Here is a 26,357-nt window from a genome sequence, read left to right on the forward strand (position 1 = left end):
TCTAACAATGAGTGTTCGTCGGCAGCGTCAGAGGTGGTTAAGAGACAGGTCTTGAGTTGGGGCTCAAGCCTGATGGATTCCTTATCGGCCCTTGGTGAGTGGGGGCGGGACGATCTCTCCCACGGTCTGTACTTGCGTCAGATGCGAACTTGGTCCCTCATCCCCGACAGGCACAAACATACAAGCGGACTTGGGCCGCGAGTTCTTTCGTGCAATCCCCAAGAGCTCGCGAATGAATTCGCTCCCATGGGTGCGCTGGCCTTCGCCCTGGCAGTCGCCTTTGCCGTCGAGCGGCAAGCGGGTGCCGCCTGCCGCGTTTCTCGTCCAGGGTCATTGCTCTAAGTGCCTGAAATCAAAGGGTTTGGTCGGCTGGCACAGTGCTTGCTTTCCTTTGGGCAGGCAAGGCGACCGGCAACGGCGCCCGGCAAACGATTCGAGGAAGTGCACATGGCTATCAGTTTCGACAAGGCGCTGGGGATTCACGAGAAAGCTCTGAACTTCCGCGCGCAGCGGGCCGAGGTGCTGGCGAACAACATCGCCAACGCCGATACGCCGCACTACAAGGCGCGTGATCTGGAATTCTCCAGCGTGCTGGCCAGCCAGACCAACAAGAACGGCACCTTCAACCTGAACCGCACCAGCGCCCGGCATATCGAGGGCGAGGGCGTGTCGTTCAGCGCCGAGTCGCTGCAGTACCGCACCCCGCATCACCCGTCCATCGATGGCAACACCGTGGACGCGCAGGTCGAGCAGGCCGCCTACACCAAGAACGCGGTGGATTTCCAGGCTAGCTTCACCTTCCTCAACAGCAAGTTCAAAGGCCTGATGTCGGCCATCAAGGGGGAATAAGCCATGTCGCTGACCAACGTATTCAACATCGCCGGTAGCGGCATGAGCGCCCAGAGCACCCGCCTGAACACCGTGGCGAGCAACATCGCCAACGCCGAGACCGTGTCCTCCAGCCTGGAAGAGACCTACCGCGCCCGCAAGCCGGTGTTTGCCACCGTGCTGCAGGAGCAGGTCAATCCGGCCGGCCAGTCGCTGTTTGCCGAGCAGGACGCCGCCGGTTACGGCGTGCGCGTCGCCGGCATCGTCGAGGATCAGGCCGAACTGCAGGCCCGCTACGAGCCGACCCACCCGGCGGCGGACAAGGACGGCTACGTCTACTACCCGAACGTCAATGTGGTCGAGGAAATGGCTGACATGATCTCCGCCAGCCGCGCCTTCCAGACCAACACCGAAATGATGAATACCGCCAAGACCATGCTGCAGAAGGTGCTGACCCTCGGTCAGTAAGGTGAAGGATCATGAGCACCGTTAATACCAATACCTCGCAATCCATTCTCGACCAGTACCAGCTGAAGCAGAAGCCGAGCACCACCGGCGACAGCGCCCTGGGCAAGGATTCCTTCCTGCAGTTGCTGGTCGCGCAGATGGAAAACCAGAACCCGCTGGATCCGCAGGACAACACCCAGTTCGTCGCCCAGCTGGCGCAGTTCTCCAGCCTGGAGAGCATGAACAACCTGAACTCGACGGTGGAGTCCTTCATGGGCAGCTACCAGTCGTCCCAGGCGCTGCAGGCGTCCTCCCTGGTCGGTCGCTCGGTGATTGTCGAGACCGACAAGTCGCTGGTCGACACCAGCAGCAGCCTGACCGGCAACGTGATGATGCCGGCCAATGGCAGCAACCTGACGGTCAAGGTCTACGACGACAAGGGTAACCTGGTGAAAACCCTGCCCATGGGCGACTGGAGCGCCGGTACCGTTGACTTCATCTGGGATGGCGTCAACGAGCAGGGTGAGAAAGTGCCCTCCGGCAATTACAAGTTCGTGGCGGAAGCCGAAATCGACGGCACGCCCACCGCGCTGTCCACCTTCCTGCCGGCCACCGTCAACAGCGTTACCCTGGCGGGCGGCGAAATGTACCTGAACCTTGCAGGCATGGGGCGCTTGCCGCTCTCCAGCGTCCTGACCATTGGCCAATAACCGGATTCTGAAAGGAGTTTCACCATGTCGTTCAACGTCGCCCTGAGCGGTCTGGCCGCGGCCAACAAGGATCTCGCGGTTACCGGCAACAACATCGCCAACGTCGCCACCACCGGCTTCAAGGGTTCGCGCGCCGAATTCGCCGACGTCTACTCGGCCTCCATCCTCGGCACCGGCGGCAAGGTCGCCGGTTCCGGTGTGCGCACCGCTGCCATCTCCCAGCAGTTCACCCAGGGCAATATCAACCACACCGGCAACAGCCTGGACCTGGCCATCAACGGCAACGGCTTCTTCGCGTTGAGCGCCCAGGGGCAGATGATGTACACCCGTGCCGGTGAGTTCGGTACCGACAAGGATGGCTACATCCAGAACAGCTCCGGCTTCCGCCTGCAAGGCTACGAAGTGGGTGTCGGCGGGCAGATTCTGCAGGGCAAGAAGACCGATCTGCGGGTGGATACGTCCAACGTTTCGCCCAAGGCTACCAGCATCATCAACGAAACCATCAATCTGGACTCGACCGCCTCGGTGATCGATCCTGCGGTGCATCCCTTCGATCCTGCGGACCCGAATACCTTCAACTGGTCTACTTCGGTGCCTGTGTATGACTCGCTGGGTAACGTCCATACCCTGACCCAGTACTTTGCTAAGCGCAGCGGCAATGAATGGGAAATGTTGACCCAGATCGATGGCCTGAACCCTACGGTGCCGGTAGTTCCGAACGACTTTAGTGCCATGAGCACCACTCTGACCTTCAACTCGGCCGGCACCTTGGATACGGCACTGCCGAGCCCGACCAGCATTGATCTTACCGCTTGGGAGCCGGCTGAGCTGAATCCGGCCACAGGTGCCTGGCAGTCCAACGGCTCGGTCGCCAGTGCCACCGGGGTGCATGTCGACTTTAGCAACATGACTCAATACAACGCCGTCTCCGCCGTCACCAGCCAGAACCAGGATGGTTACGCTACAGGCCAGCTCTCCGGCCTGAACATCGACGAAACCGGCAACATGTTCGCCGCCTTTACCAATGGCCAGTCCAAGCTGATCGGTCAGGTGATGCTGGTGAACTTCTCCAACCCGCAGGGTCTGAAGCCGGTCGGCGGTACCGCCTGGGTGGAAACCTATGCCTCGGGCATACCGATCGAGGGCATGGCCAAGACCGGCACCTTCGGTGCCATCCAGGCCGGCGCGCTGGAGGAATCCAACGTCGACCTGACCGCACAGCTGGTACAGCTGATCAAGGCGCAGAGCAACTACCAGGCCAACGCCAAGACGGTCACCACCCAGACCACCGTCATGCAGACCACCATCAACATGACCTGATGGTTGCGCGAATAAGGAAACGGGAGCCAGCAGGCTCCCGTTTTTTGTTTGGCTCAATGTAGGGTGGACAGCGCTATTCCTGTCCACCATCGCGCCGGCATGGCGCGCTCGGTGGATCGGTGAAGTGCGATCCACCCTACGATGCTGCAGCCCCCAAAAAGAAACGTCGCGGCTAAGGCCCCTCCTACAGGTCATGTGCGGTACTTCGCATCTGGCACGATGCTTGCTCCTTCTCTGGCAAAGCCCGCAAGGGCGGCAAGAACCTGCCGGAGGATTGAAGTGGACAAGATGCTTTACGTGGCGATGACCGGTGCCAGCCAGAACACTCTGGCTCAGCGCCTGCACGCCAACAATCTGGCCAACATCTCCACCAGCGGCTTTCGCCGCGACTTCGAGCAGGCGCGTTCCATGCCGGTGTTCGGCGACAGCCTGCCGGCGCGCGCCTATGCCATGACCGAGCGCCCCGCCACCGATTTCACTCCCGGAGCGTTGCAGGAAACCGGTCGCGAGCTGGATATCGCCATCGAGGGTGACGGCTGGATCGCCGTGCAGACCCCGCTGGGCGAGGAAGCCTATGTGCGCACTGCCAGCCTGAAGATCGACTCCGTGGGCATCCTGCGCGCCGGCAACGATTTGCCGGTGATGGGCAATGCCGGCCCAGTGGTGATTCCGCCGGAGCAGAAGGTCGAGATCGGCCGCGACGGCACCATCAGCGTCCGCGCGCTGGGCGAGAACCCGAATGTGATGGCCGTGGTGGACCGCATCAAGCTGGTCAATCCGGACCCCGCGAACCTGGAAAAGGGCCTCGACGGCCTGATCCACCACGCCGGCGGCCCCGTTGAGGCCGACGCCAATGTCCAGCTGGTTTCCGGTTTCGTGGAGACCAGCAACGTGAATGCCGTGGCCGAGATGACCTCCATCCTGGCCCTGTCCCGCCAGTTCGAGCTGCAAGTGAAGTTGATGCGCACCGCCGAGGAAGATGCCACGGCGATGACCAAGGTCATGCAGATCAGTTGATTCGAGACGGCGCCAGGCGGCGCCGAATGAAGGAGATTTCCAATGCTTCCGGCCCTGTGGGTAAGTAAGACCGGTCTGTCCGCCCAGGACATGAACCTGACCACCATTTCCAACAACCTGGCCAACGTCTCGACCACCGGTTTCAAGAAGGACCGTGCCGAGTTCCAGGACCTGCTCTACCAGGTTCGCCGTCAGCCGGGCGCCAATACCACCCAGGACACCGAGCTGCCCTCCGGCCTGCAACTGGGCACCGGTGTGCGCATTGTCGGCACCCAGAAGAACTTCAACCCAGGCAGCCTGCAGACCACCGACCAGCCCCTGGACATGGCCATCAACGGTCGGGGTTTCTTCCAGATCCTCACCCCGGACGGCACCGTGGCCTACACCCGCGACGGTACCTTCCACCTGAACTCCGAAGGCCAGGTGGTGACCGCCAGCGGCTATGCGCTGGAACCGGCGATTGTCGTGCCGCCGGAAACCCAGACGTTCACCGTTGGCGAGGACGGCACCGTGTCCATCACCGTTGCGGGTGACGCCGCAGTGCAGGTGATCGGCAATATCCAGACCGCCGACTTCATCAACCCGGCCGGCCTGCAGGCGGTGGGTGGCAACCTGTTCCTGGAGACCGCAGCCAGCGGCGCGCCGCAGGTCGGTCAGCCGGGCGTGAACGGCCTGGGCAGCGTGCTGCAGGAAACCCTGGAGAACTCCAACGTCAGCACCGTGGAAGAGCTGGTGAACATGATTACCACCCAGCGCGCCTACGAGATGAACTCGAAGGTGATTTCCACCGCCGACTCCATGCTGGGCTTCGTGACCCAGCAGCTGTAAGGCTTCTCGCGGTTAGCGAGTTCCAGAGGTCGTATCCATGTTCCGGCTGCTACTGTCCCTGATGTTCCTGGTCCTGCTGAGTGGTTGCATGTCGCCGCCGCCCAAGCCCGATGAGCCGTACTACGCGCCTGTGCTGCCACGTACGCCGCTCCCGGTGGAGCAGAACAACGGGGCCATCTACCAGCCGGGCTTCGGCATGAACCTGTTCGATGACCGCAAGGCCTACCGGGTCGGCGATATCATCACCATCACCCTCAATGAGAAGACCCAGGCCAGCAAGAGCGCCAACTCCCAGTTGCAGAAGGACAGCAGCGCGAGCATCGGCCTGACCTCGTTGTTCGGTGGTGCGGTCAGCACCACCAACCCGTTCACCGGAGGTCGCATGACGCTTGGCGCCGAGTACGACGCCGAGCGCGACACCAGCGGCAGCAGCAAGGCCGGGCAGAGCAACAGTCTCACGGGCTCGATCACTGTCACCGTGGCTGAGGTGCTGCCTAACGGCATCCTGGCGGTGCGTGGCGAGAAGTGGATGACCCTGAATACTGGCGAGGAGCTGGTGCGTATTGCCGGCCTGGTGCGTTCCGAGGACATCGGCACCGACAACACCGTGCCCTCGACCCGCGTGGCGGATGCGCGCATCACCTATTCCGGTACCGGCGCCTTTGCCAACACCAGCCAGCCCGGCTGGCTGGACCGCTTCTTCATGAGCCCGCTGTGGCCGTTCTGATGAGTGCGGGTAGGCGCGGCGTAGGGCTGTCAGCGCTTTCCCTGGCCGCCAACGGTACGCGCGGAGTTCACCGGGATTGGTGGACAAGAAAAACGTTGTCCACCCTATGCCTTTCCATGGCGTGGGGGTGGTCACAAGGTACGCAACAGGACGTAGGGCGGTCAGCGTTTTCCTGGCCGCCGACGGGAGTCGGCTCAATGATCAAATACCTGCTTCTCGCCCTTGGCCTGGTGGCCAGCCTGACGGCCCAGGCCGAGCGCCTCAAGGACATCGCCAGCATCCAGGGTGTGCGCAGCAACCAGCTGATCGGCTACGGCCTGGTGGTGGGCCTGAACGGCACGGGTGACCAGACCACCCAGACGCCGTTCACCCTGCAGACCTTCAACAACATGCTGACCCAGTTCGGTATCAAGGTTCCGGCCAACATCGGCAGCGTGCAGTTGAAGAACGTCGCCGCCGTGTCCATCCATGCCGACCTGCCGCCGTTCGCCAAGCCGGGCCAGACCATCGACATCACCGTGTCGTCCATCGGCAACGCCAAGAGCCTGCGTGGCGGCAGCCTGCTGCTCACGCCGCTCAAGGGGATTGACGGCAACATCTACGCCATCGCCCAGGGCAACCTGGTGGTTGGCGGCTTCGATGCCAGCGGCAACGACGGCTCGCGGATCACCGTCAACGTGCCGTCCAGCGGCCGCATCCCCTCAGGGGCTACGGTGGAGCGTGCGGTGCCGACCGCGTTCAGCCAAGGCAACAGCCTGACCCTGAACCTCAACCGTCCGGACTTCACCACCGCCAAGAACATCGTCGACCGCGTCAACGATCTGCTCGGCCCGGGCGTGGCCAACGCCATCGACGCCGCGTCGGTGCGCATCAGCGCACCGCTGGATCCCAACCAGCGCGTCGACTACATCGCCGTCCTGGAAAACCTGGAGATCGATCTGGGCCAGGCCGCCGCCAAGGTCATCATCAACTCGCGCACCGGCACCATCGTCATCGGCCAGAACGTGCGCGTGGCGCCGGCGGCGGTGACCCACGGCAGCCTGATGGTCAGCATCAGCGAGGACCCGATCATCAGTCAGCCGGCGCCGTTCTCCGAAGGCGAAACCGTGGTGGTGCCCAACTCGCGCATCAAGGCCGAGCAGGAGCGCAACCCCATGTTCAAGTTTGCTCCGGGCACCACGCTGGATGAGATCGTTCGTGCCGTGAACCAGGTGGGCGCGGCGCCCAGCGACCTGATGGCCATTCTCGAAGCCCTCAAGCAGGCCGGCGCGCTGCAGGCCGAGCTGATCGTGATCTGACGGAGGCGCCATGAAGTCCCGAGTGCCCGGGGTTGGGGACAGCGGTGCCTACACCGACCTCAACCGCCTCAACCAGCTGAAGACCGGCAAGGATCGCGACAGCGAAGCCAACGTGCGCAAGGTCGCGCAGGAGTTCGAGTCGCTGTTCGTCAACGAGATGTTCAAGGCCATGCGCAGCGCCAACCAGGCGCTGACTGGCGACAGCTTCCTGAACACCGAAACCACCAAGCACTACCAGCAGATGCACGATCAGCAGCTGGCAGTGACCCTGTCCCGCGAGGGCGGCGGCATCGGCCTGGCCGATGTATTGGTGCGCCAGATGACCGAGCGCAAGGGTAGCCATCGGCCCAATCCGTTCGCCACGCCGGATCAGGCGGTGCTGGGCCAGGTTGCGACCCCACTGGATGCGGCTGCTGCGACAGAGGTCGAAGCCGTGCGCGACGACCGCGCCGCCCTGCGTGCCCGACGCCTGACCCATCTGCCGGTGACGGTCAGTGCCCGCCGCGACAACCCGCCAAACGTGTCCGCCGCGCCCATCGACGCCGCGCAGGATGGCAAGCCGCTGGTGGATCTGGGCTGGCACCCGTCGAGCGGCAATGTATTGCCGGGGCGCTTCGAGAGCCCTGAACAATTTGCCGCGGCCCTGCTGCCGATGGCCGAGAACGCCGCCCGCCGCCTGGGCGTCGATCCGCGCTACCTGGTCGCCCAGGCCGCCCTGGAAACCGGCTGGGGCGCCTCGATCATCCAGGGCGACAACGGCAGCAGTCATAACCTGTTCGGCATCAAGGCCCACGGCGGCTGGCAGGGTGCCAGCGCCGAAACGCTGACCACCGAGTACTACAACGGCCAGCCGGTGAAAGAGAGCGCGCGTTTCCGCGCCTACGACTCCTTCGCCCAGAGCTTCGAGGACTACGTGGACTTCCTGCAGGGCAACGGCCGCTATCAAGAAGCCCTCAAGTCCGCCGATAACCCGGACAGGTTCATGAGCGAACTGCAGAAGGCCGGTTACGCCACCGACCCGCAGTACGCCAGCAAGGTCAACCAGATCGCCCGCCAGTTGCAGACCTATCAGATGGTCGCCGCCGCCGGGTCGAACAAGAACAGTTAGGGAACTGAAACATGGCAGGTTTGCTTTCCATTGGTGTATCCGGGCTGCAGGCCAGCCAGGCCCAGCTGAACACTGTTGGCCACAACATCACCAACGCGGATACCGCTGGATATTCCCGTCAGCAAGTCATGCAGAAATCCGCGGGTGGCCAGTACATCGGCCCGGCCGGCTTCATTGGCAGCGGCACCACCCTGCAGGACGTGCGTCGCATCTACAGTGGCTTCATTGATACGCAGCTGCAGAGCGCCACTTCCCTGAACGGTGACACCAAGGCGTACCTGGAGAGCATCAATCAGGTCAACTCGCTGCTGGCCGACAGCGGCACGGGCGTGAATACCGTGCTAACCGGTTTCTTCGACGCGCTGCAGAACGTGGCCAGCAAGCCGTCCGACGAGGCCTCGCGCAAGCTGTTCCTGAGCTCGGCGCAATCGCTGAGCGACCGTTTCAACTCGGTACAGACCCAGCTCAAGGATCAGTCCGGCTACCTCAATCAGCAACTGGGCACCATGGCCAACAAGGTCAACGACCTGGCCAAGACCGTCGCCGAGTTGAACCTGGCGATTCGCACCGCCGGCGCCAACGGAGGCAGCCCGAATGACCTGCTCGATGCCCGGGAGCAGGCGGTGCGTGAACTCAACGAGCTGGTGGGCGTGAAGACCGTCGACCAGGACGGCCAGTACGCCCTGTTCCTCGGTAATGGCCAGCCCCTGGTGATCGGCAATACCGCCAACCGGCTGGTGGCCGAGCCCAGCCAGGATGACCCGTCGCGCACTGCACTGATCTTCCAGACACCCACCTCGCGCATGGACGTCAGCAACGTGCTCACGGGCGGTTCCATCGGTGGTTTGCTGCGCTACCGCAGCGAAGTCCTGGACCCGGCCATGAACGAGCTGGGTCGCCTGTCTCTGGTGGTGGCCGACCGCGTCAACCAGCAGCTGGCCCAGGGCCTGGACCTGAATGGCAATTTCGGCGCCACGCTGTTCGGCAATATCAACGATCCGGCACTGCTGGGGCAGCGGAGTATTGCCCAGGCCGGCAACAGCGCCGGCTCGGGGAACTTCGAGGTCACCATCAGCGACAGTAGTCAGCTGACGACCTACGACTACGAAATCGAACTCACCAATGGCAGCGAGTTCCGCGTGTTGCGTTCTGATGGCCAGGAAATTCTGCCCGAGCCGCCAGCTACCACCTGGGATATGGCTTCCACGCCTCCGCCGGCTTTTGATGGCATCACCCTGGCGTTCAATGGCACTTACGCGGATGGCGATCGCTTCACGCTAATCCCCACCCGCCATGCCGCCGGCGATATCGATGTGACGCTCACCGAGCACAAGCGCCTGGGCTTTGCCGCGCCGCTGAACGGCACCGCTTCCACTGGTAACTACGGCACTGGCGCGATCACTCAGCCGGAGCTGAGCACCCATCTGGATATCTATTCGCCGGACTTCGCCGCCCAGCAGGCTGCGGTAAAGGAGGCCATGCCGGTCAAGCTGGTGTTTGGTGATGTGGACCCAGCGACTGGCGTGCAGTCCTATACGCTCTATGACGTCAAGGGCAACGCGCTCGACGCCAATGGCGCAATCATTACGCCGCCGGCTGTAACGGGCAGCTTTGTGCCCGGCCAGTCCAGGGAGCTGTCATTCAGCCTGACAGCACCTAATGGCCAGTCCGTCGAATTCACCACCAGCGCCAGCGGTTCGCCGGCCAAGGGTGACAGCTTCACCATCGCCTTCAACCGCGACGGTCAGTCGGACAACCGCAACGCCCTGAAGCTGCAGGACCTGCAGAACGCGCAGACCGTTGGCGTTACCGGCGGCAAGGGCACCAGCTTCACTACTGCATACGGATCGCTGGTTCAGCAAGTGGGCGCCAAGACCGCCCAAGCCAAGGCTGACAACGGCGCCACCGAGGCGATCCTGACCCAGGCCAGCGCCACGCGCGAGTCGCTGTCCGGCGTCAACCTGGATGAAGAGGCGGCCAACCTGATCAAGTTCCAGCAGTACTACACCGCCTCCTCGCAGATCATCAAGGCGGCCCAGGAAACCTTCAACACGCTGCTCAGCGCGCTCTAAGGCAGGTAGACGACCATGCGACTGTCGACGAATCAGGTCTTCAACTCCCACGTGTCCAGCTACAACAAGGGCTACGCGGAGTTGAGCAAGACCCATCAGCAGCTGACGACCGGTGTACGCATCCAGACTCCGGCTGACGACCCGGTGGGTTCGGCACGCCTGTTGCAGCTGGAACAGCAGGCCAACCTGTTGGGCCAGTACAAGGCCAACATGACCGATGCCACCAATTCCTTGACCCAGGAAGAAAGCATTCTCAAATCGATGATCAACGTGGCGCAGCGCGCCCGTGATCTGGCTGGGCATGCGGGCAACGGTGCGTACAACGATCACAACCGCCAGGCCATCGCCGCCGAACTCAAGCAGATCGAGAACGAGCTATTTGGGTTGATGAACAGCAAGAACGCCAGCGGAGAGTACTGGTTCAGCGGCAGTCAGAGCGGTATCCAGCCCTACGTACGCAACGCAGACGGCACCTACAGCTATCAGGGCGATCACAGCCAGCAGTATCTGCAGGTGGCTACCGGCACACAGATCAGTATCAGCGACAACGGCTTTGATGCGTTCGAGAGTGCGAAGAACGTCAGTCGCACCGAGACCCGGCTTGATACCGCCGGCCCGAACGGCCAGCGTCTTTACCTGTCCCAGGGCACCGTCGCCACTCAGCGGGATTTCGATGGTGGTTTCCGCGCCGGTGCGCCGTACCGCCTGGAAATCAGTGGTGATGCTGCTACCGGCAACATCAGTTACGAGGTTTACGACAAGAACAACGTTCTTGTACCGGCCCAGGATGGCGGCGTGGGGACCTACGATCCGACGCTTGAAAATCCCAAGATCAGCTTCCTGGGCGTCGAATTCACCCTGGACGCCATGCTGAAGGACGGCGAATCGGAAAGCGACTATGCCACCTTGCTTGACGGCCACAGTTTCGAGATCGGCATGGCGCCGGACCGTTTTGCGACTGTGGGCAGCAGCGCTTCGGCGCAGATCACGGACTCAACGGTCGTTGACGCAGACGCCTATGCGGCCGGTTTTCCGGCGGGCGGCGTGACGTTGACCTACGACGGCGCTGCCTATCAGGCCTTCGCGCAGCCGGGTAACGTAGCCATTCCGAGCACGTTTGATGGCGTCAGCAACACACTGACTGTGGCCGGCGTCGAGTTCAGCTTCAGTGGCGCTCCGGTCGCAGGTGATCAGTTCACAATCTCGGCCGACTCGCAGGAAAACCAGAACATCCTCAACACCATCGCCCAGTTGCGCCAGGCCCTGGAACAACCGGCCGATGGGATTGAAGGCGGCAACCTGCGCATCCGTGAAGCCATCGCCACCGCGCTGGGCAACATCGACAGTGGGATGATGCAGATCGAAAGCACCCAGGCGCACATTGGTGCTCGCCTAAACAGCATCGACACCCTGACCCTGGAGAACGAGAGTCTGAGTGTTTACAACGCATCGACCCAATCGCTGATTCGCGACACCGATATCGCCGAGGCAACTTCCCGGCTGGTTCTGCAGCAGACCAAGCTGGAGGCCGCTCAGGCCGCATTTATGCGGGTGAGTCAGTTGAGTCTGTTTGATCGGATGTAAGCGTTTGGGTGAAGTCATGAGCGGCGCGACTTCCTATGGATTTCGCGCCGCTTTTTTTATGCGGTAGATGTGTGTTTGCGAGATATCTGGCCAGTTAGTTACTCCAGGTCGCTGCCTGGCAGACATGATCATGAAATTTCAGGTGAAGTGATGGAAAGTATCCAGAAGGCCCGGCAGACAGCCGAGGCGCTTTTTTCGCAGGGTAGATATGCTGATGCGTTGAGCTTGTTGGAACAGCTTGAACGACTCGTAGGGCCTTTTGCCGAACTGGCCAATGACATGGCGGTTGTGCACTACCGGCTGGGTAATGTTCCCAAGGCCATGCATTATTTTCGCAACGCCTTATCCCTACAGGGAGAGGCGCAGCATCGGGTTTCGAATAATCTGCTGGCCATCATTGAAGAGATGAATGCTGGTGGTGTGGCAGTTCCACTGCAGCCAAGTTCTGTTTCCTGTGTGTGTCCCGTTTGCAACAGCCAGGGTATTCATTTCAAGCCAATCCCGGCAGCCTATCGTCAGATTGCCAGGAGTCACGGTTTCGAGCATTTCGGCAAGGGCGAGATGACGGCGCATGAAACCTACAGCTGCAGCGCTTGCGGTGCCTCGGACAGGGAGCGTCTGTACGCATACTGGATAAACCAACAAATGCAACATGGCGCGCTGCGACCAGGCGACAACGTCATTCACTTCGCTCCCGAGGCGTGCCTTTCCCGTGTTATGCGCAACAGCGGCTTCAAGTATGCGACTGCGGATCTCGGTATGGCAGGGGTTGATTATCAAGTTGACTTGCAGAACTTGCCCTTTGAAAGCGAGTCGTTTGATTTCTTCATTTGCAGCCATGTGCTGGAGCACGTTGCCAGTGATGATGCTGCGATCCAAGAGCTCCTGCGAGTAACCAGAAAAGGGGGATTCGGAATTCTCATGGCACCCATCATCGTGGGGCTTGAAACGACCCTGGAGGACCCGAACGTCACGGACCCCGCCGAGCGCTGGAGACTGTATGGGCAGGACGATCATGTGCGGCTATATGCACACGATGATTACGTGCGCAAGATCGAAGAAAATGGCTTCCTGCTTGATCAACTGGGAATCGACTATTTTGGTGAGGTTTGCTTCGAGCAACTGGGCTTGAAAAAGACCAGCGTCCTTTATATCGCCCGACGGCCCGGCTGAACATTTCCAGCCACTGCATGCTTTCGATTCGCCGGGTGGGTGGCAGGGTAATTGCACGTCGATTGACCTTGTATGGCTCGTCAGATAGTTGACGCACGGTAGGTGGCTGATCAATTTTCCAGCTGGCCGGTTATAAGACGGCTTCGTTAAATGACATAAAGGTGACCAATGGAGTCCGATTTTAAAGAGCACCCTAAAACGGTTGCGCAAGATGATTTCTGGGCGCAAGTGAAGCGCACTGTTAATGGTCAGCCGGTTTCTCAAGAACAGATCGACATGATTGTGGCACGGGTCAAGTCCGGTCTTATTCTTCAGCGTGGCGATAAGCTTCTGGATCTCGCTTGCGGTAACGGCGCGTTGTCCCATTATTTTTTTGATGACTGTGATGAATTCTACGGGGTGGATTTCTCCGAAGTTTTGATTGAGCGCGCCAAGCATTTTTTTGAGGCAGCTCCCCATCGTTGTTTCCAGCTGGCTGATGTAGGTGACTACATTGTGTCAGAGAAGAGCCCCGAGAGATTTACCAAGGCCCTTTGTTACGGAAGCTTTTCTTATTTCCCGGAGCAGGTCGCGCGGTTGGTGCTGAGCACTTTGCACGGAAAATTCAAGCGAGTTGAACGTGTTTTTATCGGAAATCTTCCGGATCTGGATCGGCACCAACAGTTTTATACTGACGGGCTTGATCATGGGCACGAGTTAAAAGATTACGGCTCCAAGATTGGCATCTGGCGAAGCGAGGCAGAGTTCCGCTCAATGGCCGAGGATTGTGGCTGGGTCGCCGAATTCCAGAGAATGCCGAAAGAATATTACGCAGCTCATTACCGCTACGATGTGGTTCTGACGCGCAGGGTTTAGGTGGATAGATGATTGGCAAGCTGAGCAGTGCTGATTTTGCGGTCCTTGGCGGCAAGCCGTTGTTCGAGCGGCCAAGATCGACCTCGAGTCTGTACAGGCCTGACATAGAGAAGTTCCTCGAGTACTCGAAGGTGTTCTACGAGGCCCGGCAGTTCACCAATCGAGGTCCTCTGGTGCAGGAACTGGAGCGCCGACTTGCCGAGTTCCACGGGACTCGGCACTGTGTGTCCTTCTGCAGCGGCTTCTGGGCGCTGGTTTTGACCATCCGCTGCCTTGCCTTGCCGGGGCGCACCGAAATCGTCATGCCCTCGTTGACTTATCGACGCATGGCCGATGTTGCCGCCTGGGCTGGTTTGACACCTCATTTTTGCGACGTAGACGCCCAGAGCATGGCTCTGAGCCCGGAAACCGTGCGTCCGCATCTGAATGATAAGACTGCCCTCATCATGGCGGTGCATCCGATTGTTAATTGCTGCGATGCATCCGGGCTTGAGGCCCTCTCGGCGGAAACCGGTGTTCCGCTAATGTTCGATGCGGTTGAGTCAGTCTACGAGTATCTGGATGGGCGGAAGGTCGGTTCCTTCGGAATCGCCGAATGCTTTTCCATGCACGCCAGCAAGCTGCTCAATGGGTTCGAAGGTGGTTATGTAACTACCAATGATCCTGAGTTGGCGAACAGACTGATGCTCATGCGGGGGTTCGGTTTCAGCGGTCAGGACAATGTCGAAGAGCTGGGCCTCAATGCCAAGCTTAATGAAGTCCACGCGGCGATGGCGCTGGCGGCGCTGGATGAGCTGGAGGTGCTGGTTGGTGACAATCGAGCACGGTATAGAAGCTATCAGGTAGGGCTAAAGGAAATATCCGGCATTCGCCTTGTCGAGTTCGATGAGGCCGAACAATCAGGTTACAAGATTATTCTGGTTGAGCTTCTGGACGACTGGCCGCTTTCTCGTGAGCAGACCCTGAAACTGTTGAATGCCGAGAACATTCTGGCCAGGGCCTACTACGCCCCTCCGCTCCATAGGAAAAGAACCGAATACGAAACGATTTCCGGTACCTTGCCGGTAACCGAGTCGCTTGCCGAACGTTTCATGTTGCTGCCCTGCGGGCACCTTGTGTCCGAAGACGACATAAACCGAATTTCTCTGCTTTTGCGCTTCGTGCAAGAAAATGCCACGGACCTGCGCGGGAGGTTGGATCGTGAGTTGCCCTGAACTTGCCGTGCTGGGCGGAACCCCCCTTTTTGAAAAGCCTGTGCCCGTTGGCCAGCTCTACTTCCCCGAGTGGGAAAAGTACGAGGCGGCAATGCGTGGCATTTTCCAGAGACAGTACTACACCAATCAGGGACCCTTGACGCAGGAGTTGGAGCAAAGGCTTCAGGAGCGTCTGCAGGTGCGTCATGTCATCTGTGTCGTCAATGCGACGATCGGGCTGATGATGGCCGCCGACGCCCTTGGTTTACGTGGCAAGGTCATAGTGCCGGCCTATACCTTTATCGCAACAGCGCAATCCCTGAGTTGGACGGGGTCGGAGCCGCTGTTCTGCGATGTTGATCCAATCACCCATCAGCTCGATCCGGAATGCGTTGAACGCCTTCTGGAAGAGCATGGGGCTGAGGTCAGCGCGATCCTGGCGGTCAATCTTTGGGGGGACGCCTGTAGGCAGGATCGACTGGCCGAGCTGGCGCGGAAGTACGCTGTCCGGCTGTACTACGACTCTGCTCATGGTTTCGGCTGTGAGCTGGACGGTAAGCCGCTGGGCGGAGCAGGGGATCTTGAAGTCTTCTCGTTTCACGCGACGAAGGTCCTGAGTGCAGCAGAAGGCGGTTGCATCTGCACCAACGATGATGAACTGGCCGCGCGGTTGCGAAATATCCGCAGCAGCTACGGTGCTGGTCCGGCTCGCCAGGTCTTGCGTACCTCGAACGGGCGGATGTCCGAGGCACAAGCTGCTGTGGCGCTTCTCAGTCTCGAGTCCTTCGATTCAATCCTGGCGCGCAACGAAGCCATGTTCCACGCCTATCGCCAGGGGCTGGAGGGTATTCAGGGGGTGCGGCTGCTGACACCTGCGTCCGTCAGCAAGACCAACTATCAGTACGTTGTCTGCGAAATCGACGAGCGGGCGTTCGGGCTGAATCGCAATGAACTGCAGCAAGTGTTATCGGCGGAGAATGTCGTGGCGCGACGTTACTTCTACCCAGGATTGCATCGCTTCGTTCCTTACGCCGATCAGTTCCCTGATGCATCCGCGCGTCTACCGGTGACCGAGTATCTCTGCGAGCGCGTTCTCCAGCTGCCAATCGGTCAGATGGTCGATGCAGAGGGAGCCGGACGAATAGCAGCAGCGATCCGTATGGCCGGAGCCTGTGCCGAGAGCATCCGTAGGAAGTTGAGGGAGGCGGCGTGAGGCTCGGAATCATGCAGCCCTATTTCTTTCCGTATCTGGGCCACTTTGCGCTAATTGCTCAAACGGATAGATGGGTAGTTTTTGACGTAACCCAGTACACGCCGAAGTCATGGATGTCGCGTAACAGAGTCCTGCATCCTGACAAAGGCTGGACGTACATTAATGTCCCGCTTGCCAATTCATCGATTTCCATAACCACATGCCAAGCTCAGGTGCTGGATTTAGCGGGGGTCCAGAAGTCGCTGCTGGGCAAGCTGTCGCACTATCGCCGAAAGTCCCCGTTCTATGATCAGGTAGTATCCCTGGTGAACAGGGTTTTTCATGATCTGGGCAGTGATCTGTTGGTTGATCTCAATACTCGAGCCTTGCAAGAGGTCTGTCGCTATCTGGAGCTCCCATTTAATTATTCCGTATGCTCCAGAATGGGCCTGGATCTGTCGGGGATCGAGGGCGCCGGCGAGTGGGCGCCTTCGATCAGCAAGCAGCTCGGGGCCGATGTGTATCTGAACCCCATGGGTGGACGCGAGCTGTTTGACCCACTCGATTTCACTGCGGGCAATACCCGCCTGGCTTTCTTGGATTTTTCCCCCTTCGCCTATGAAACGGGTCCGTATCAGCATGAGTCGGGACTTTCCATTCTGGATGTCCTGATGTGGAACTCTCCAATCGATGTAGTCCGCGCCATCGAGAGTAACTCGAAAATTATTTACGCCTGATACGGGCCGGACTCAATTTTTGAAATAGGTTTATAAATGGAAATCAAGAGTCCTTTGGTCAGTATTGTAGTTCCTACCTACAAGCCAAGGTATTTCGAGGCTGCCCTGCAAAGCGCCTTGCTTCAGACCTATCAGAACATCGAAATCCTGATCAGTGATGACTGTCCTACGCAGGATATCCAGGATATTCTAAGTCGCTATCTGCCTTATAGTCCGAAACCCGTTCGCGTGATTCGGAATAAGCCGGGCCTGGGCGGCCTGATGAACTACACCCAATGTGTTACCGAGGCCAGAGGGCAATTCGTCAAGTTTCTGAATGACGACGATATTCTCATGCCGACCTGCGTCGAGCGGATGATTGGCGTGTTCTTGCAGTATCCCTCTGTCAGCCTGGTCACGTCGCGGCGGCTACTGATAGATGGGGCCGGTAGGACTCTTCCGGATATTCAGGCGACGCGTTGTCCCTTTCCGGGTGACAGATTGGTAAACGGCCGCGACTTGATCAGCTATCTGGCCGATTATCCAATGAACTTCATTGGAGAGCCCAGTACGGTTATGTTCCGCCGAGAGCATCTGGTGGATGTGAAGCCGAACGTATGCTGTCTGCAAGGGGAAACGATTCGGGCAATCAATGATCTGGCCATGTATGTGAACGTTCTGACGCACGGGGACTTCGCATATCTGGTAGAACCGCTTTCCTGCTTCCGTCAGCATGAAGAGCAGCGTCAGCAACAGTCCGACATCCTGGAGCTGTGGAAGAAAGCGGTTGTTCTATTCGCCCGACAAATAAAGGCCATGGGGCTTTATCGCGGTGAGGGTAATGATATTGTGCGCGCTTCGCCAATGGGGCAGGTGCAATGGAAGTCGTTCGATTTGCAGAAGGTCATGGGTACTCGACCTGTGGCCGGCGAGAAAGTCCAGTTTTCTGTTGAGGGTTGGGTAAAGAAAAGAACCGTTCAGGAATACCAGCAGCCTCTCGTGGCCGAACGGCTTGCTGCTGCGCCGGTCGTTCGTCTGGGTGTGTATGTGCTTGGTGCCGGAAAGAGTACGGAGGCACTTCAGCGGACCCTCGCAAGTCTGGCTGTGGCACCCGGGAACCTGCGCTGCGAGATTACGGTGTTCGGGGAGTCTCCGTGTTCTGCGCAGATGCCTGCGAATGTTCGATACGTTCTGCCTGCTCAACAAACGGTCGATACGCTCAATGAGTGCATCCAGTCCGCCGCGCTGGATTGGGTAATTCTGGTGGAGAACGGAGTCGAGTTCACACCAGGCGGCCTGCATATGCTGGCAGTAGAACTTTCTGGCGGTTTGCCTTGCGATGCCGTTTACGCCGACGAGCTGGCTCGAGGCGACAATGGCGTTCTTGGCGCGCTGTTCCGGCCTGATTTCAATCTTGACCTGACCCTCAGTCTGCCAAGTGCGACTGCACGGCACTGGTTATTCCGGACAGAAGCGCTGCAGGCGCTGGGTGGGTTCGATGCGAGCTACTCCGACGCCTATGAATTCGATTTCATTGTTCGATTGTTGGAGGAGAGGGGGCCGGGAATCATTGGCCACCTAGATGAGCCATTGCTCATTGGCGAAGCCGGCATGTTGGTGACCGTGAACGACGAAGTTGCCATCTTGGAGCGCCACCTACAACGCCGCGGGTATCCCGGCGGCAAAGTTCTGGCCGAGTTGCCCGGGCGTTATCGCCTGGTGTACGGCCATGACGAAAAGCCGATGGTTTCCATCATCGTGCCGACCAAGGACCAGCTGCCAATGCTCCTGCGCTGCGTCACCAGCCTGCTGGAGAAGACGCGCTATCCGAACTTCGAAGTGCTGATCGTCGATAACGACAGCGAAACGCCGGAAGCCCGGGAGTGGCTTGATGGCGTCGATAAAATGAAGTCTGACAAGGTTCGCGTACTGCGTTACCCACACCCCTTCAATTATTCAGCTGTCAATAACATGGCGGCGCGTGAGGCGCGCGGGGAGTACCTCGTGCTCCTCAACAACGATACCGCCATCCTCCGTGAGGATTGGCTGGATGCGCTGATGAATCATGGGCAGCGTCCGGAAGTTGGCATCGTCGGCGCCAAGTTGCTTTACCCCAACGGGAAAATCCAGCATGCCGGTGTGATTCTGGGTCTGCGGGGACCGGCCGATCATCCTTTCATCGGGCGTGAGGGTGATGATGCCGGCTACATGCAGCGCATGCAGGTAGACCAGAACCTGAGTGCCGTGACGGCGGCCTGTTTGCTGATTCGTAAATCGGTCTATGACCAGGTGGGCGGCCTGGATGAGTCGTTCAAGGTTTCCTACAACGACGTGGACCTGTGCCTGAAGGTGCGAGAGGCCGGCTACCTGATTGTGTGGACACCGCATTCGGTTGTCATGCATGTGGGCAATGTCAGTCAGAACCTTGTCGATCCCGCCAAGGCCGAGGCCAAACGCCAGCGCTTCATGGCCGAGCAGGACGCCATGTATGAGAAGTGGTTGCCTCAGATCGCCCGCGATCCTGCGTACAACCCCAACCTGTCGCTCGGCGGCAATGGCTTTGAAATCGAAACCGATGCCAATCTGACCTGGAGGCCGTTGAGCTGGCGGCCGCTGCCGATTGTGCTGGCCCATATGGCAGACGTGACCGGATGTGGTCAGTACCGGGTCATACAGCCGTTCAATGCAGCCAAGGAGGCGGGTCTCATCGATGGCACGCTGCTGGGCAGGCTGTTGAATGTTCCGGAGTTGGAACGCTACAGCCCGGACGCGATTGTCCTGCAGCGTCAGGTGACCGATGTCCAGTTGGAAATTATCGCTCGGACGAAGAAGTTCTCCCGGGCGTTCAAGGTCTTTGAGCTCGACGACTATCTGCCCAACCTGCCGCTGAAAAGTGTTCATCGGGCCAAGATGCCGAAGGACATTATCAAATCGCTTCGCCGTGGCTTGTCGCTAGTGGATCGCTTTGTGGTGTCGACCGAGCCGTTGGCCGAGGCTTTTGCCGGGATGCATGGTGACATTCGGGTCGTCAGGAACACCCTGAATCCAGGCTGGTGGCATGGTCTGAGCAGTGAGCGTCGGGTATCGAGCAAGCCGCGTGTGGGTTGGGCTGGCGGTTCCAGCCACACTGGTGACCTGGAGATGATTGCCGACGTGGTCAGGGAGTTGGCCAATGAGGTTGAGTGGGTGTTCTTCGGCATGTGTCCGGAAAGGTTGCGTCCATACGTCCATGAGTTCCATCCGGGGATCGACATCGAGCAGTACCCGGCGGCCCTTGCGCGCCTGAACCTGGACCTGGCTATCGCACCGGTGGAGCAGAACCTGTTCAACGAATGCAAGAGCAATCTGCGCTTGCTCGAATACGGTGCCTGCGGTTTCCCGGTGGTGTGCTCCGATCTGGTCTGCTACCAGGGTGACTTGCCGGTGACGCGGGTGCGCAACCGCTTCAAGGACTGGGTGGATGCCATTCGCATGCATCTGGCCGACCTGGATGCCACGGCGAAGATGGGGGATGAACTTCGGGCCGCTGTTTGCAGGGACTGGATGCTGGAAGGGGAAAACCTGGAGCAGTGGCGCAACGCCTGGTTGCCCTGAGTCCTGCAAGGCACTTAAAAGCTCGCGGCTGAAGTCGCTCCTACCGGTTCAGCGCGGGCGCTGGCTTCGTGGGAGGGGCTTTGGCCGCGAGCGCTTGGCTTTCATGCAGATCACGCCCAGGCGCTCGTGAGTGGACTCGTCCCAAGGGAAGTGTGCCGCGCTTGGAGCGCTTCGGCTGATATCACCCGTTTGGCTGTCGAAAAACGTGCGCCAAAGCAAGTAATAGCTCCGTGATGGCTAAAAAAACACAGCCAGCCCTAAAGCATCCGAGAGAACCGACGATAACCCTTGTGACAGTTCTCCAGGCCACAACAGGCGCAAGCCCGGGGCGTGGGAACCTCTAAGCCCAACCCATGAGGACTCCATAAATGGCTCTCTCTGTTAATACCAACATCGCCTCTCTGAGCACTCAGAAGAACCTGAACCGTGCCTCGGACAACCTGTCCACTTCCATGCAGCGCCTGTCCAGCGGCCTGCGCATCAACAGCGCCAAGGACGATGCCGCTGGCCTGCAGATCGCCAACCGTCTGACCAGCCAGATCAACGGCCTGAACGTTGCCGTCAAGAACGCCAACGACGGTATCTCCATCGCGCAGACCGCTGAAGCGGCCATGGGCGAATCCACCAGCATCCTGCAGCGCATGCGCGAGCTGGCCCTGCAGTCGGCCAACGGTTCCTACGGCGACGAAGACCGTGCTTCGATGCAGTCCGAGTACAGCGCCCTGACCGCTGAACTGAACCGTATCGCCGAAACCACCACCTTCGGTAGCCGCAACCTGCTGGACGGCTCCTTCGGCACCGCCGCCTTCCAGGTCGGCGCCAACGCTTACGAAACCATCAACATCAGCATGGACAGCGTTGCCGCCAACAAGATCGGTTCCAACCAGGTCGGTTCGGCCAGCGGCGGCGCCGTGGGCACCACCCCCCTGGCATCCGGTACTGCCACCATCGTTGGCGGCGGCCAGGCTGTGACCGTGTCCTATGACGCCAGCGGCTCGGCCAAGAGTATCGCCCAGGCTCTGGACGGTGCCATCGGCGGCCTGACTGTTTCCGCTCGTACCGTTGTCACCCTGGATGGCGATGCACTGAGCTCCGGCTCCGTGGGTAACTTCAAGCTGACCGTGGGCGAAGAGTCCATCGAGATCCTGGGTGCCACCAGCGAGCAGCAGCTGTTCGAGCAACTGCGCGACAACGCCAGCAAGCTGAACGTGACCGTGGCCTACGACGGCAAGGAAATCACCGTCATCAACGAGGCCGGCGAGAACTTCGAAATCGGTGCGGCATCGGGCGTTGCCTTCTCCGCAGGCGGTATCCAGGTTTCCGTTCAGGCTGGCGACGACACCAAGACCGCTGCTACCGCTCTGGCCGACACCCAGATCATCCGCGGCGAAGTCAATGTCGACTCCTCCAAGGCGTTCTCCATCAGCGGCACCGGCTCTGCCGCCACCCTGTTTGGCGCCACTCCGGTTTCGTCCACCCTGTCGACCGTCAAGGATTCCGACATCCGCAGCGCTGATTCGGCTCAGCAAGCTCTGTTCGTCCTGGACAAGGCTATCGCTCGCATCGACTCCCAGCGCGCTGACCTGGGTGCCGTGCAGAACCGTCTGGACAGCACCATCAACAACCTGACCGCGATCGCCGAGAACTCCACTGCTTCTCGCGGCCGCATCCAGGACGTTGACTTCGCCAACGAAACCGCCGAGCTGACCAAGCAGCAGACCCTGCAACAGGCATCCACCGCGATCCTGGCTCAGGCTAACCAGCTGCCGTCCGCCGTGCTGAAGCTGCTGGGCTAAATCCCCCTGCGCTAGGAGAGGGGGCGCCTTGTGCGCCCTCTCTTTTGATGGAGAAATAGGCTGATGGACGTTGGACTGAATATCAACGCCTTCTATACGGCGCACATATCCCAGGCGAGTGAGGCCGAACAGGCCGGCAAGAGCGTCCGGGAAGAAAAGCGGCAATATCCGATCGAGTCCGAACGCGAGCGCGTAGTGGAGGCGATCAAACGAATTCAGGAGTTCGTTGATGAAACGCAGCGTGGCCTGCAGTTCTCCATCGACGAAGACACCGGGCGCACCGTAGTCAAGGTGATCGCTCGGCACAGTGGCGAAGTGATCCGCCAGTTGCCTTCAGAGGAAGCGCTGGAACTCGCCAAGCGGTTGCAAGACGCTGGCGGCATTCTCTTCAGCCGCCAGGTTTGATTCTTATACAGGTGCGTGGGGACGAATCCGCCCCCATGAATAGCGGCAGTCTGGTTCGAGAATGCCTTGTGGCAGGCCAGGCGCTAGGAAAACAAAGAGGGTGACAGCATGGCGGTCAGCACGATTACCGGTCTGGGTTCAGGTCTGAATATCAATGATCTGGTGAAGGCGCTGGCCAATGCGGAAAAGGCGCCGAAGCAGACCCAGATCGACCTTCAGAAAGCGCGCACCGATACGCAGCTTTCGGCAGTTGGAATGCTGAAGAGCGCGGTGGAGACGTTCGAGGCTGCGCTGGCGGGGCTTAAGTCGAGTGCCACGGCCTTCGATGGCTACAAGGCAAGCTCCTCGAAGACCGATGTGGCCAAGGTCACCATGGGTGCCGGAGCGGTGGCCGGTTCGTACAAGTTGGAAGTGACCCAGTTGGCGACCGCGTCGAAAGTCGCCTCGGCAACCCAGGCTTCCACCACTTACGCCACTGGTGGCAAGCTGACCGTCAGCGTGGGCAGCAACGATTACAGTGTCAGCATTGACGACGGCGCCAGCCTGACGGATGTCCGCAACGCCATTAACGATCAGCTGAGCGGGGCGGGTATCTCGGCGAACATTATCAGCGATGGCAATGGCGGATCGCGTCTGGTGCTGGCCTCCGAAACGACCGGCGCAGGTACCGACATCTCTGTGGTGGGCGAGAACGATCTGTCTGCGTTGAACATTGTCGGAACGGACGCGCTTGATGGTGCTGTTCCCGGGAGCGCTGGCTACATCACTCCGGCTGCTGATGCCACGTTCAAGATCGACGGTCTTGAGATGTCCAGCAAGACCAACACGGTCACCAACCTCAGTGGTCTGAGCATCAAGCTGGAAGAGGCGGGCACCACGACCCTGTCGGTGGCAGCCAATGCTGATGGCATCGCAGGGTCGGTCGAATCCTTCGTGATGGCCTACAACACGCTGCTGACTGTCACCAATGGTCTGACCAAGGTCACTCAGACCACTGACGCCAATGGCAACGCCACGACCCAGGCGGGTGCGCTGGTGGCGGACTCGACGCTGCGCTCGATGATGTCGCAGTTGCGCAGCGCGCTTTCCAATCCGGTAGAGGGTGCGGGCGAGCTGAAGGTACTTGCTCAGTTGGGCGTCAAGACAAACCGCGACGGTACCCTCGCGCTCGACAAAGACCAGTTGAAGAAAACCGTGGCCTCCAATCCGGAAGGTATCAAGGCATTCTTCACCGGGGAGAAAGGGTTGTTCAATCGCATCGGCGACATTACCTCGGTGTACGCCGGCAAGGACGGCTTGCTGGCCTCGCGCGAGAAAAGCCTGACCGATGCCAAGGATGCCCTGGCTACTGACCAGACCAAGCTGGACCTGCGCATTGAAACCCTGACGACCTCCCTGTTCAAGAAGTTCAACGCCATGGACAGCCTGGTCGCGCGACTGAATGCCACCAGTCAGAGCGTGCTGGCCACCCTGAACGCGCTGAACAAGAAAGGCAGCGACGACTGACCGGCGGCAGCGCCATCCGCCCCAGGGGCGTATCAAGGAAACGAGTTCATGCAAGAAGCCATCGAGAAACTGGAATCCACCCAGCGTGCCCTGCGCGAAGCGCTGGAGCGCCAGGATTGGGAGGCGATCGGCGAGCTCGATTCGCTGTGCCGTCAGGTCGTTGATGACGTGATGGCGCAGGGCGGCAAGGGTGACCCTGAGGTGCTTGAGCGTCTCGGCGAGCTATTGGCGCTGTACCGTGAGGTGCTGGAGGCGTGCGAGGCCGAAAAGCAGCAGGTGGGCTCAGAGCTGCGCCAGCTGCGCCAGGCCAGCGCCGGCGCCCGGGCGTATCAGGACGCAGAGTGACTGCCTGGCACCGGTAGGAGGCCCTTCAGCGGCGAGCGTTTGGATGCCGCCGCACCTGCACTCCGTAGGGTAGGAGCTCGCGCAGCGATTTCCTATCGGTTCCGCCGGTACGCGCTCGCCGCTGCCGTGTAATAGGGGTCTGTCAATCTCGGCCAAAGTTTTTAGGGCGAAAGGCGGTTCGACGAGAGCCTGCGCCGGTCGTATGGGCGCCTTTGCCATTGGGTCCCATCCGCCTTTCATCCTCTTCCTCTAAAGCTTGCCGATAGTGGGCCGATACCCTAGGCGTAGTCCGACCGTTCAGGAGTTGCGCATGTATTCCCGTTCCGCCCTTCAGCAGTACCAGCAGGTCAACGCCCATGCGCAGGTGTCCGAGGCCAGCCCGCACCGCTTGATCCAGATGCTGCAGGCCGGCGCGCTGGACCGCATCGCCCAGGCCCAGGGCGCCATGTCGCGTGGCCAGACCGAGATGAAAGGCATGCTGATCGGCAAGGCCATCGACATCATTGGCGGTCTGCGCGAGGGGCTGAACCTGGAAGCCGGCGGCGAGCTGGCGGCCAACTATGACCGCTTGTACGACTATATGGCGCGGCGGTTGATCGAAGCCAACCGCAAGAACGATGTCCGTATCCTCGAAGAAGTGGCGGGGCTGATGCGTGAACTGAAGGCGGGCTGGGATGGCATCGCTTCGCAACTGACCAAGTGATTTGCAAACCCCGCTACGGCGGGGTTTTCTTTTTGGCAGGTATTCCTGGCGCCAATTGACATTAGAAGTGTTAATGTCATCACATTTCCATCAGTCATATTTCTGGCATTTTTTGATCTGTGACAGGGCCGTTAGACAAAAGTCATTTTTGCTAGTCAGGAAATTGACTTGAGACAGTCTTTTGACTTTAAATGGCCGCCATCCTGCCATCGGCCCCTAGGGGTCGGAACGTGTAAAAAAAGAATCCAGGCCAGAAGTCAGACATGTGGCGTGAAACCAAAATCCTGTTGATCGATGACCGTGCCGAGCGTCGCCGAGACCTGGCGGTCATTCTGGGCTTCCTGGGTGAAGATCTTCTGGCGTGCGGCTCGGCGGATTGTCGGGAGCACATGGGCGCAGCGATCGCTGCCAAGGAAATTCTCTGCGTTCTGCTGGGACAGGTGGACGCCCGTGGCGGCGTCCTGGAGCAGATCAAGCAGCTGCACGCCCTGGACGAACTGCTGCCACTGGTGTTGCTGGAAGAGCCCGCCGACATGGCGCAGTGGCCTGAAGAGCAACGCCGCCGCGTACTGAGCGTGCTGGACGATCCGGTCAGCTACAACCGTCTCAATGACACGCTGCACCGGGCGCAGGTCTATCGCGAAATATACGATGAGGCCCGCGATCGGGGCCGGCAGCGCGAGCCGAACCTGTTCCGCAGCCTGGTCGGCACCAGTCGCGCGATTCAGAACGTGCGGCAGATGATGCATCAGGTCGCCGACACCGAAGCCAGCGTGTTGATTCTCGGCGAATCCGGAACCGGCAAGGAGGTGGTGGCCCGCAACCTGCACTATCACTCCAAGCGCCGCGGCGCGCCGTTCGTGCCAGTCAATTGCGGGGCCATTCCGGCCGAATTGCTGGAGAGCGAGCTGTTCGGCCACGAGAAGGGCGCGTTCACCGG

The 26,357-nt window shown here is 60.0% G+C and carries 23 protein-coding genes; all 23 read left to right on the plus strand.

Annotated elements, in window-relative coordinates; translation table 11 throughout:
• The first annotated feature begins 447 nt into the window (after positions 1-447).
• The gene (gene flgB / locus SF06_RS14050) at positions 448-849 is read left to right on the plus strand and encodes a flagellar basal body rod protein FlgB (protein ID WP_039562185.1); all 402 of its coding nucleotides are present in this window, start codon (positions 448-450) and stop codon (positions 847-849) included.
• Positions 850-852: 3 nt separating this feature from the next.
• A complete protein-coding gene (gene flgC / locus SF06_RS14055; protein WP_027589441.1) occupies positions 853-1,296 on the plus strand; it encodes a flagellar basal body rod protein FlgC in 444 nt (147 codons plus the stop codon).
• An 11-nt stretch (positions 1,297-1,307) separates the two neighbouring features.
• A complete protein-coding gene (locus SF06_RS14060; RefSeq protein ID WP_027589440.1) occupies positions 1,308-1,985 on the plus strand; it encodes a flagellar hook assembly protein FlgD in 678 nt (225 codons plus the stop codon).
• 24 nt (positions 1,986-2,009) lie between these two features.
• Positions 2,010-3,305, plus strand: a complete 1,296-nt coding sequence (flgE, locus tag SF06_RS14065) for a flagellar hook protein FlgE (RefSeq protein ID WP_039562187.1) — start codon at positions 2,010-2,012, stop codon at positions 3,303-3,305.
• A gap of 279 nt (positions 3,306-3,584) precedes the next feature.
• Positions 3,585-4,322, plus strand: a complete 738-nt coding sequence (locus SF06_RS14070) for a flagellar basal body rod protein FlgF (RefSeq protein ID WP_027589438.1) — start codon at positions 3,585-3,587, stop codon at positions 4,320-4,322.
• 42 nt (positions 4,323-4,364) lie between these two features.
• A complete protein-coding gene (gene flgG / locus SF06_RS14075; protein WP_027589437.1) occupies positions 4,365-5,150 on the plus strand; it encodes a flagellar basal-body rod protein FlgG in 786 nt (261 codons plus the stop codon).
• A 37-nt stretch (positions 5,151-5,187) separates the two neighbouring features.
• Complete coding sequence (gene flgH, locus SF06_RS14080; protein ID WP_027589436.1) at positions 5,188-5,877, plus strand: flagellar basal body L-ring protein FlgH; 690 nt, start codon at positions 5,188-5,190, stop codon at positions 5,875-5,877.
• A 197-nt stretch (positions 5,878-6,074) separates the two neighbouring features.
• Positions 6,075-7,175: a flagellar basal body P-ring protein FlgI gene (locus SF06_RS14085; RefSeq protein ID WP_139326766.1), complete on the plus strand. Its 1,101-nt coding sequence runs from the start codon at positions 6,075-6,077 to the stop codon at positions 7,173-7,175.
• A gap of 10 nt (positions 7,176-7,185) precedes the next feature.
• Complete coding sequence (gene flgJ / locus SF06_RS14090) at positions 7,186-8,283, plus strand: flagellar assembly peptidoglycan hydrolase FlgJ (protein WP_039562188.1); 1,098 nt, start codon at positions 7,186-7,188, stop codon at positions 8,281-8,283.
• A gap of 11 nt (positions 8,284-8,294) precedes the next feature.
• On the plus strand, positions 8,295-10,355 hold the full coding sequence (gene flgK, locus SF06_RS14095) for a flagellar hook-associated protein FlgK (protein ID WP_039562189.1): 2,061 nt from the start codon (positions 8,295-8,297) through the stop codon (positions 10,353-10,355).
• A 15-nt stretch (positions 10,356-10,370) separates the two neighbouring features.
• A complete protein-coding gene (locus SF06_RS14100) occupies positions 10,371-11,939 on the plus strand; it encodes a flagellar hook-associated protein 3 (RefSeq protein WP_039562192.1) in 1,569 nt (522 codons plus the stop codon).
• 150 nt (positions 11,940-12,089) lie between these two features.
• Positions 12,090-13,112, plus strand: coding sequence for a methyltransferase domain-containing protein (locus SF06_RS14105; protein ID WP_052199830.1), 1,023 nt, complete (start codon positions 12,090-12,092; stop codon positions 13,110-13,112).
• A gap of 168 nt (positions 13,113-13,280) precedes the next feature.
• Positions 13,281-13,967, plus strand: coding sequence for a class I SAM-dependent methyltransferase (locus tag SF06_RS14110; protein ID WP_039562193.1), 687 nt, complete (start codon positions 13,281-13,283; stop codon positions 13,965-13,967).
• An 8-nt stretch (positions 13,968-13,975) separates the two neighbouring features.
• Positions 13,976-15,181, plus strand: coding sequence for a DegT/DnrJ/EryC1/StrS family aminotransferase (locus SF06_RS14115; RefSeq protein WP_039562195.1), 1,206 nt, complete (start codon positions 13,976-13,978; stop codon positions 15,179-15,181).
• Positions 15,168-16,373, plus strand: a complete 1,206-nt coding sequence (locus tag SF06_RS14120; RefSeq protein WP_052199831.1) for a DegT/DnrJ/EryC1/StrS family aminotransferase — start codon at positions 15,168-15,170, stop codon at positions 16,371-16,373. Before SF06_RS14115 ends, SF06_RS14120 begins: the two co-directional genes overlap by 14 nt.
• A gap of 11 nt (positions 16,374-16,384) precedes the next feature.
• Entirely contained in the window at positions 16,385-17,089 is a 705-nt protein-coding gene (locus tag SF06_RS14125; protein WP_039562209.1) for a WbqC family protein, read from the plus strand.
• A gap of 36 nt (positions 17,090-17,125) precedes the next feature.
• Positions 17,126-20,662: a glycosyltransferase gene (locus SF06_RS14130; protein WP_039562196.1), complete on the plus strand. Its 3,537-nt coding sequence runs from the start codon at positions 17,126-17,128 to the stop codon at positions 20,660-20,662.
• Positions 20,663-21,030: 368 nt separating this feature from the next.
• Entirely contained in the window at positions 21,031-22,458 is a 1,428-nt protein-coding gene (locus SF06_RS14135; RefSeq protein WP_039562197.1) for a flagellin, read from the plus strand.
• 63 nt (positions 22,459-22,521) lie between these two features.
• Complete coding sequence (locus tag SF06_RS14140) at positions 22,522-22,863, plus strand: flagellar protein FlaG (RefSeq protein ID WP_039562198.1); 342 nt, start codon at positions 22,522-22,524, stop codon at positions 22,861-22,863.
• 108 nt (positions 22,864-22,971) lie between these two features.
• Positions 22,972-24,369 carry a flagellar filament capping protein FliD gene (fliD, locus tag SF06_RS14145; RefSeq protein WP_039562199.1) on the plus strand — a complete coding sequence of 466 codons (1,398 nt, stop codon included), beginning with the start codon at positions 22,972-22,974 and terminating at the stop codon, positions 24,367-24,369.
• Positions 24,370-24,417: 48 nt separating this feature from the next.
• A complete protein-coding gene (gene fliT / locus SF06_RS14150) occupies positions 24,418-24,714 on the plus strand; it encodes a flagellar protein FliT (RefSeq protein ID WP_027589413.1) in 297 nt (98 codons plus the stop codon).
• A 310-nt stretch (positions 24,715-25,024) separates the two neighbouring features.
• Entirely contained in the window at positions 25,025-25,417 is a 393-nt protein-coding gene (fliS, locus tag SF06_RS14155; RefSeq protein ID WP_027589412.1) for a flagellar export chaperone FliS, read from the plus strand.
• 263 nt (positions 25,418-25,680) lie between these two features.
• Positions 25,681-26,357, plus strand: a 677-nt coding sequence (locus tag SF06_RS14160; protein WP_039562201.1) for a sigma-54-dependent transcriptional regulator, incomplete at its 3' end; no start/stop codon positions are given.

This window comes from Pseudomonas flexibilis (genome assembly GCF_000802425.1).
Lineage (GTDB): Bacteria > Pseudomonadota > Gammaproteobacteria > Pseudomonadales > Pseudomonadaceae > Serpens > Serpens flexibilis.

Excerpts from the sequence above, each read along its gene's own strand:
- flgE (WP_039562187.1), top strand. The coding sequence starts at position 2,010 with ATGTCGTTCAACGTCGCCCTGAGCGGTCTGGCCGCGGCCAACAAGGAT.
- flgB (WP_039562185.1), top strand. The coding sequence starts at position 448 with ATGGCTATCAGTTTCGACAAGGCGCTGGGGATTCACGAGAAAGCTCTG.
- fliT (WP_027589413.1), top strand. The coding sequence starts at position 24,418 with ATGCAAGAAGCCATCGAGAAACTGGAATCCACCCAGCGTGCCCTGCGC.
- SF06_RS14130 (WP_039562196.1), top strand. The coding sequence starts at position 17,126 with ATGGAAATCAAGAGTCCTTTGGTCAGTATTGTAGTTCCTACCTACAAG.
- fliD (WP_039562199.1), top strand. The coding sequence starts at position 22,972 with ATGGCGGTCAGCACGATTACCGGTCTGGGTTCAGGTCTGAATATCAAT.
- flgG (WP_027589437.1), top strand. The coding sequence starts at position 4,365 with ATGCTTCCGGCCCTGTGGGTAAGTAAGACCGGTCTGTCCGCCCAGGAC.
- flgH (WP_027589436.1), top strand. The coding sequence starts at position 5,188 with ATGTTCCGGCTGCTACTGTCCCTGATGTTCCTGGTCCTGCTGAGTGGT.
- SF06_RS14135 (WP_039562197.1), top strand. The coding sequence starts at position 21,031 with ATGGCTCTCTCTGTTAATACCAACATCGCCTCTCTGAGCACTCAGAAG.
- flgK (WP_039562189.1), top strand. The coding sequence starts at position 8,295 with ATGGCAGGTTTGCTTTCCATTGGTGTATCCGGGCTGCAGGCCAGCCAG.
- SF06_RS14125 (WP_039562209.1), top strand. The coding sequence starts at position 16,385 with ATGCAGCCCTATTTCTTTCCGTATCTGGGCCACTTTGCGCTAATTGCT.
- flgJ (WP_039562188.1), top strand. The coding sequence starts at position 7,186 with ATGAAGTCCCGAGTGCCCGGGGTTGGGGACAGCGGTGCCTACACCGAC.
- SF06_RS14060 (WP_027589440.1), top strand. The coding sequence starts at position 1,308 with ATGAGCACCGTTAATACCAATACCTCGCAATCCATTCTCGACCAGTAC.
- flgC (WP_027589441.1), top strand. The coding sequence starts at position 853 with ATGTCGCTGACCAACGTATTCAACATCGCCGGTAGCGGCATGAGCGCC.
- SF06_RS14110 (WP_039562193.1), top strand. The coding sequence starts at position 13,281 with ATGGAGTCCGATTTTAAAGAGCACCCTAAAACGGTTGCGCAAGATGAT.
- SF06_RS14115 (WP_039562195.1), top strand. The coding sequence starts at position 13,976 with ATGATTGGCAAGCTGAGCAGTGCTGATTTTGCGGTCCTTGGCGGCAAG.
- fliS (WP_027589412.1), top strand. The coding sequence starts at position 25,025 with ATGTATTCCCGTTCCGCCCTTCAGCAGTACCAGCAGGTCAACGCCCAT.
- SF06_RS14105 (WP_052199830.1), top strand. The coding sequence starts at position 12,090 with ATGGAAAGTATCCAGAAGGCCCGGCAGACAGCCGAGGCGCTTTTTTCG.
- SF06_RS14085 (WP_139326766.1), top strand. The coding sequence starts at position 6,075 with ATGATCAAATACCTGCTTCTCGCCCTTGGCCTGGTGGCCAGCCTGACG.
- SF06_RS14100 (WP_039562192.1), top strand. The coding sequence starts at position 10,371 with ATGCGACTGTCGACGAATCAGGTCTTCAACTCCCACGTGTCCAGCTAC.
- SF06_RS14140 (WP_039562198.1), top strand. The coding sequence starts at position 22,522 with ATGGACGTTGGACTGAATATCAACGCCTTCTATACGGCGCACATATCC.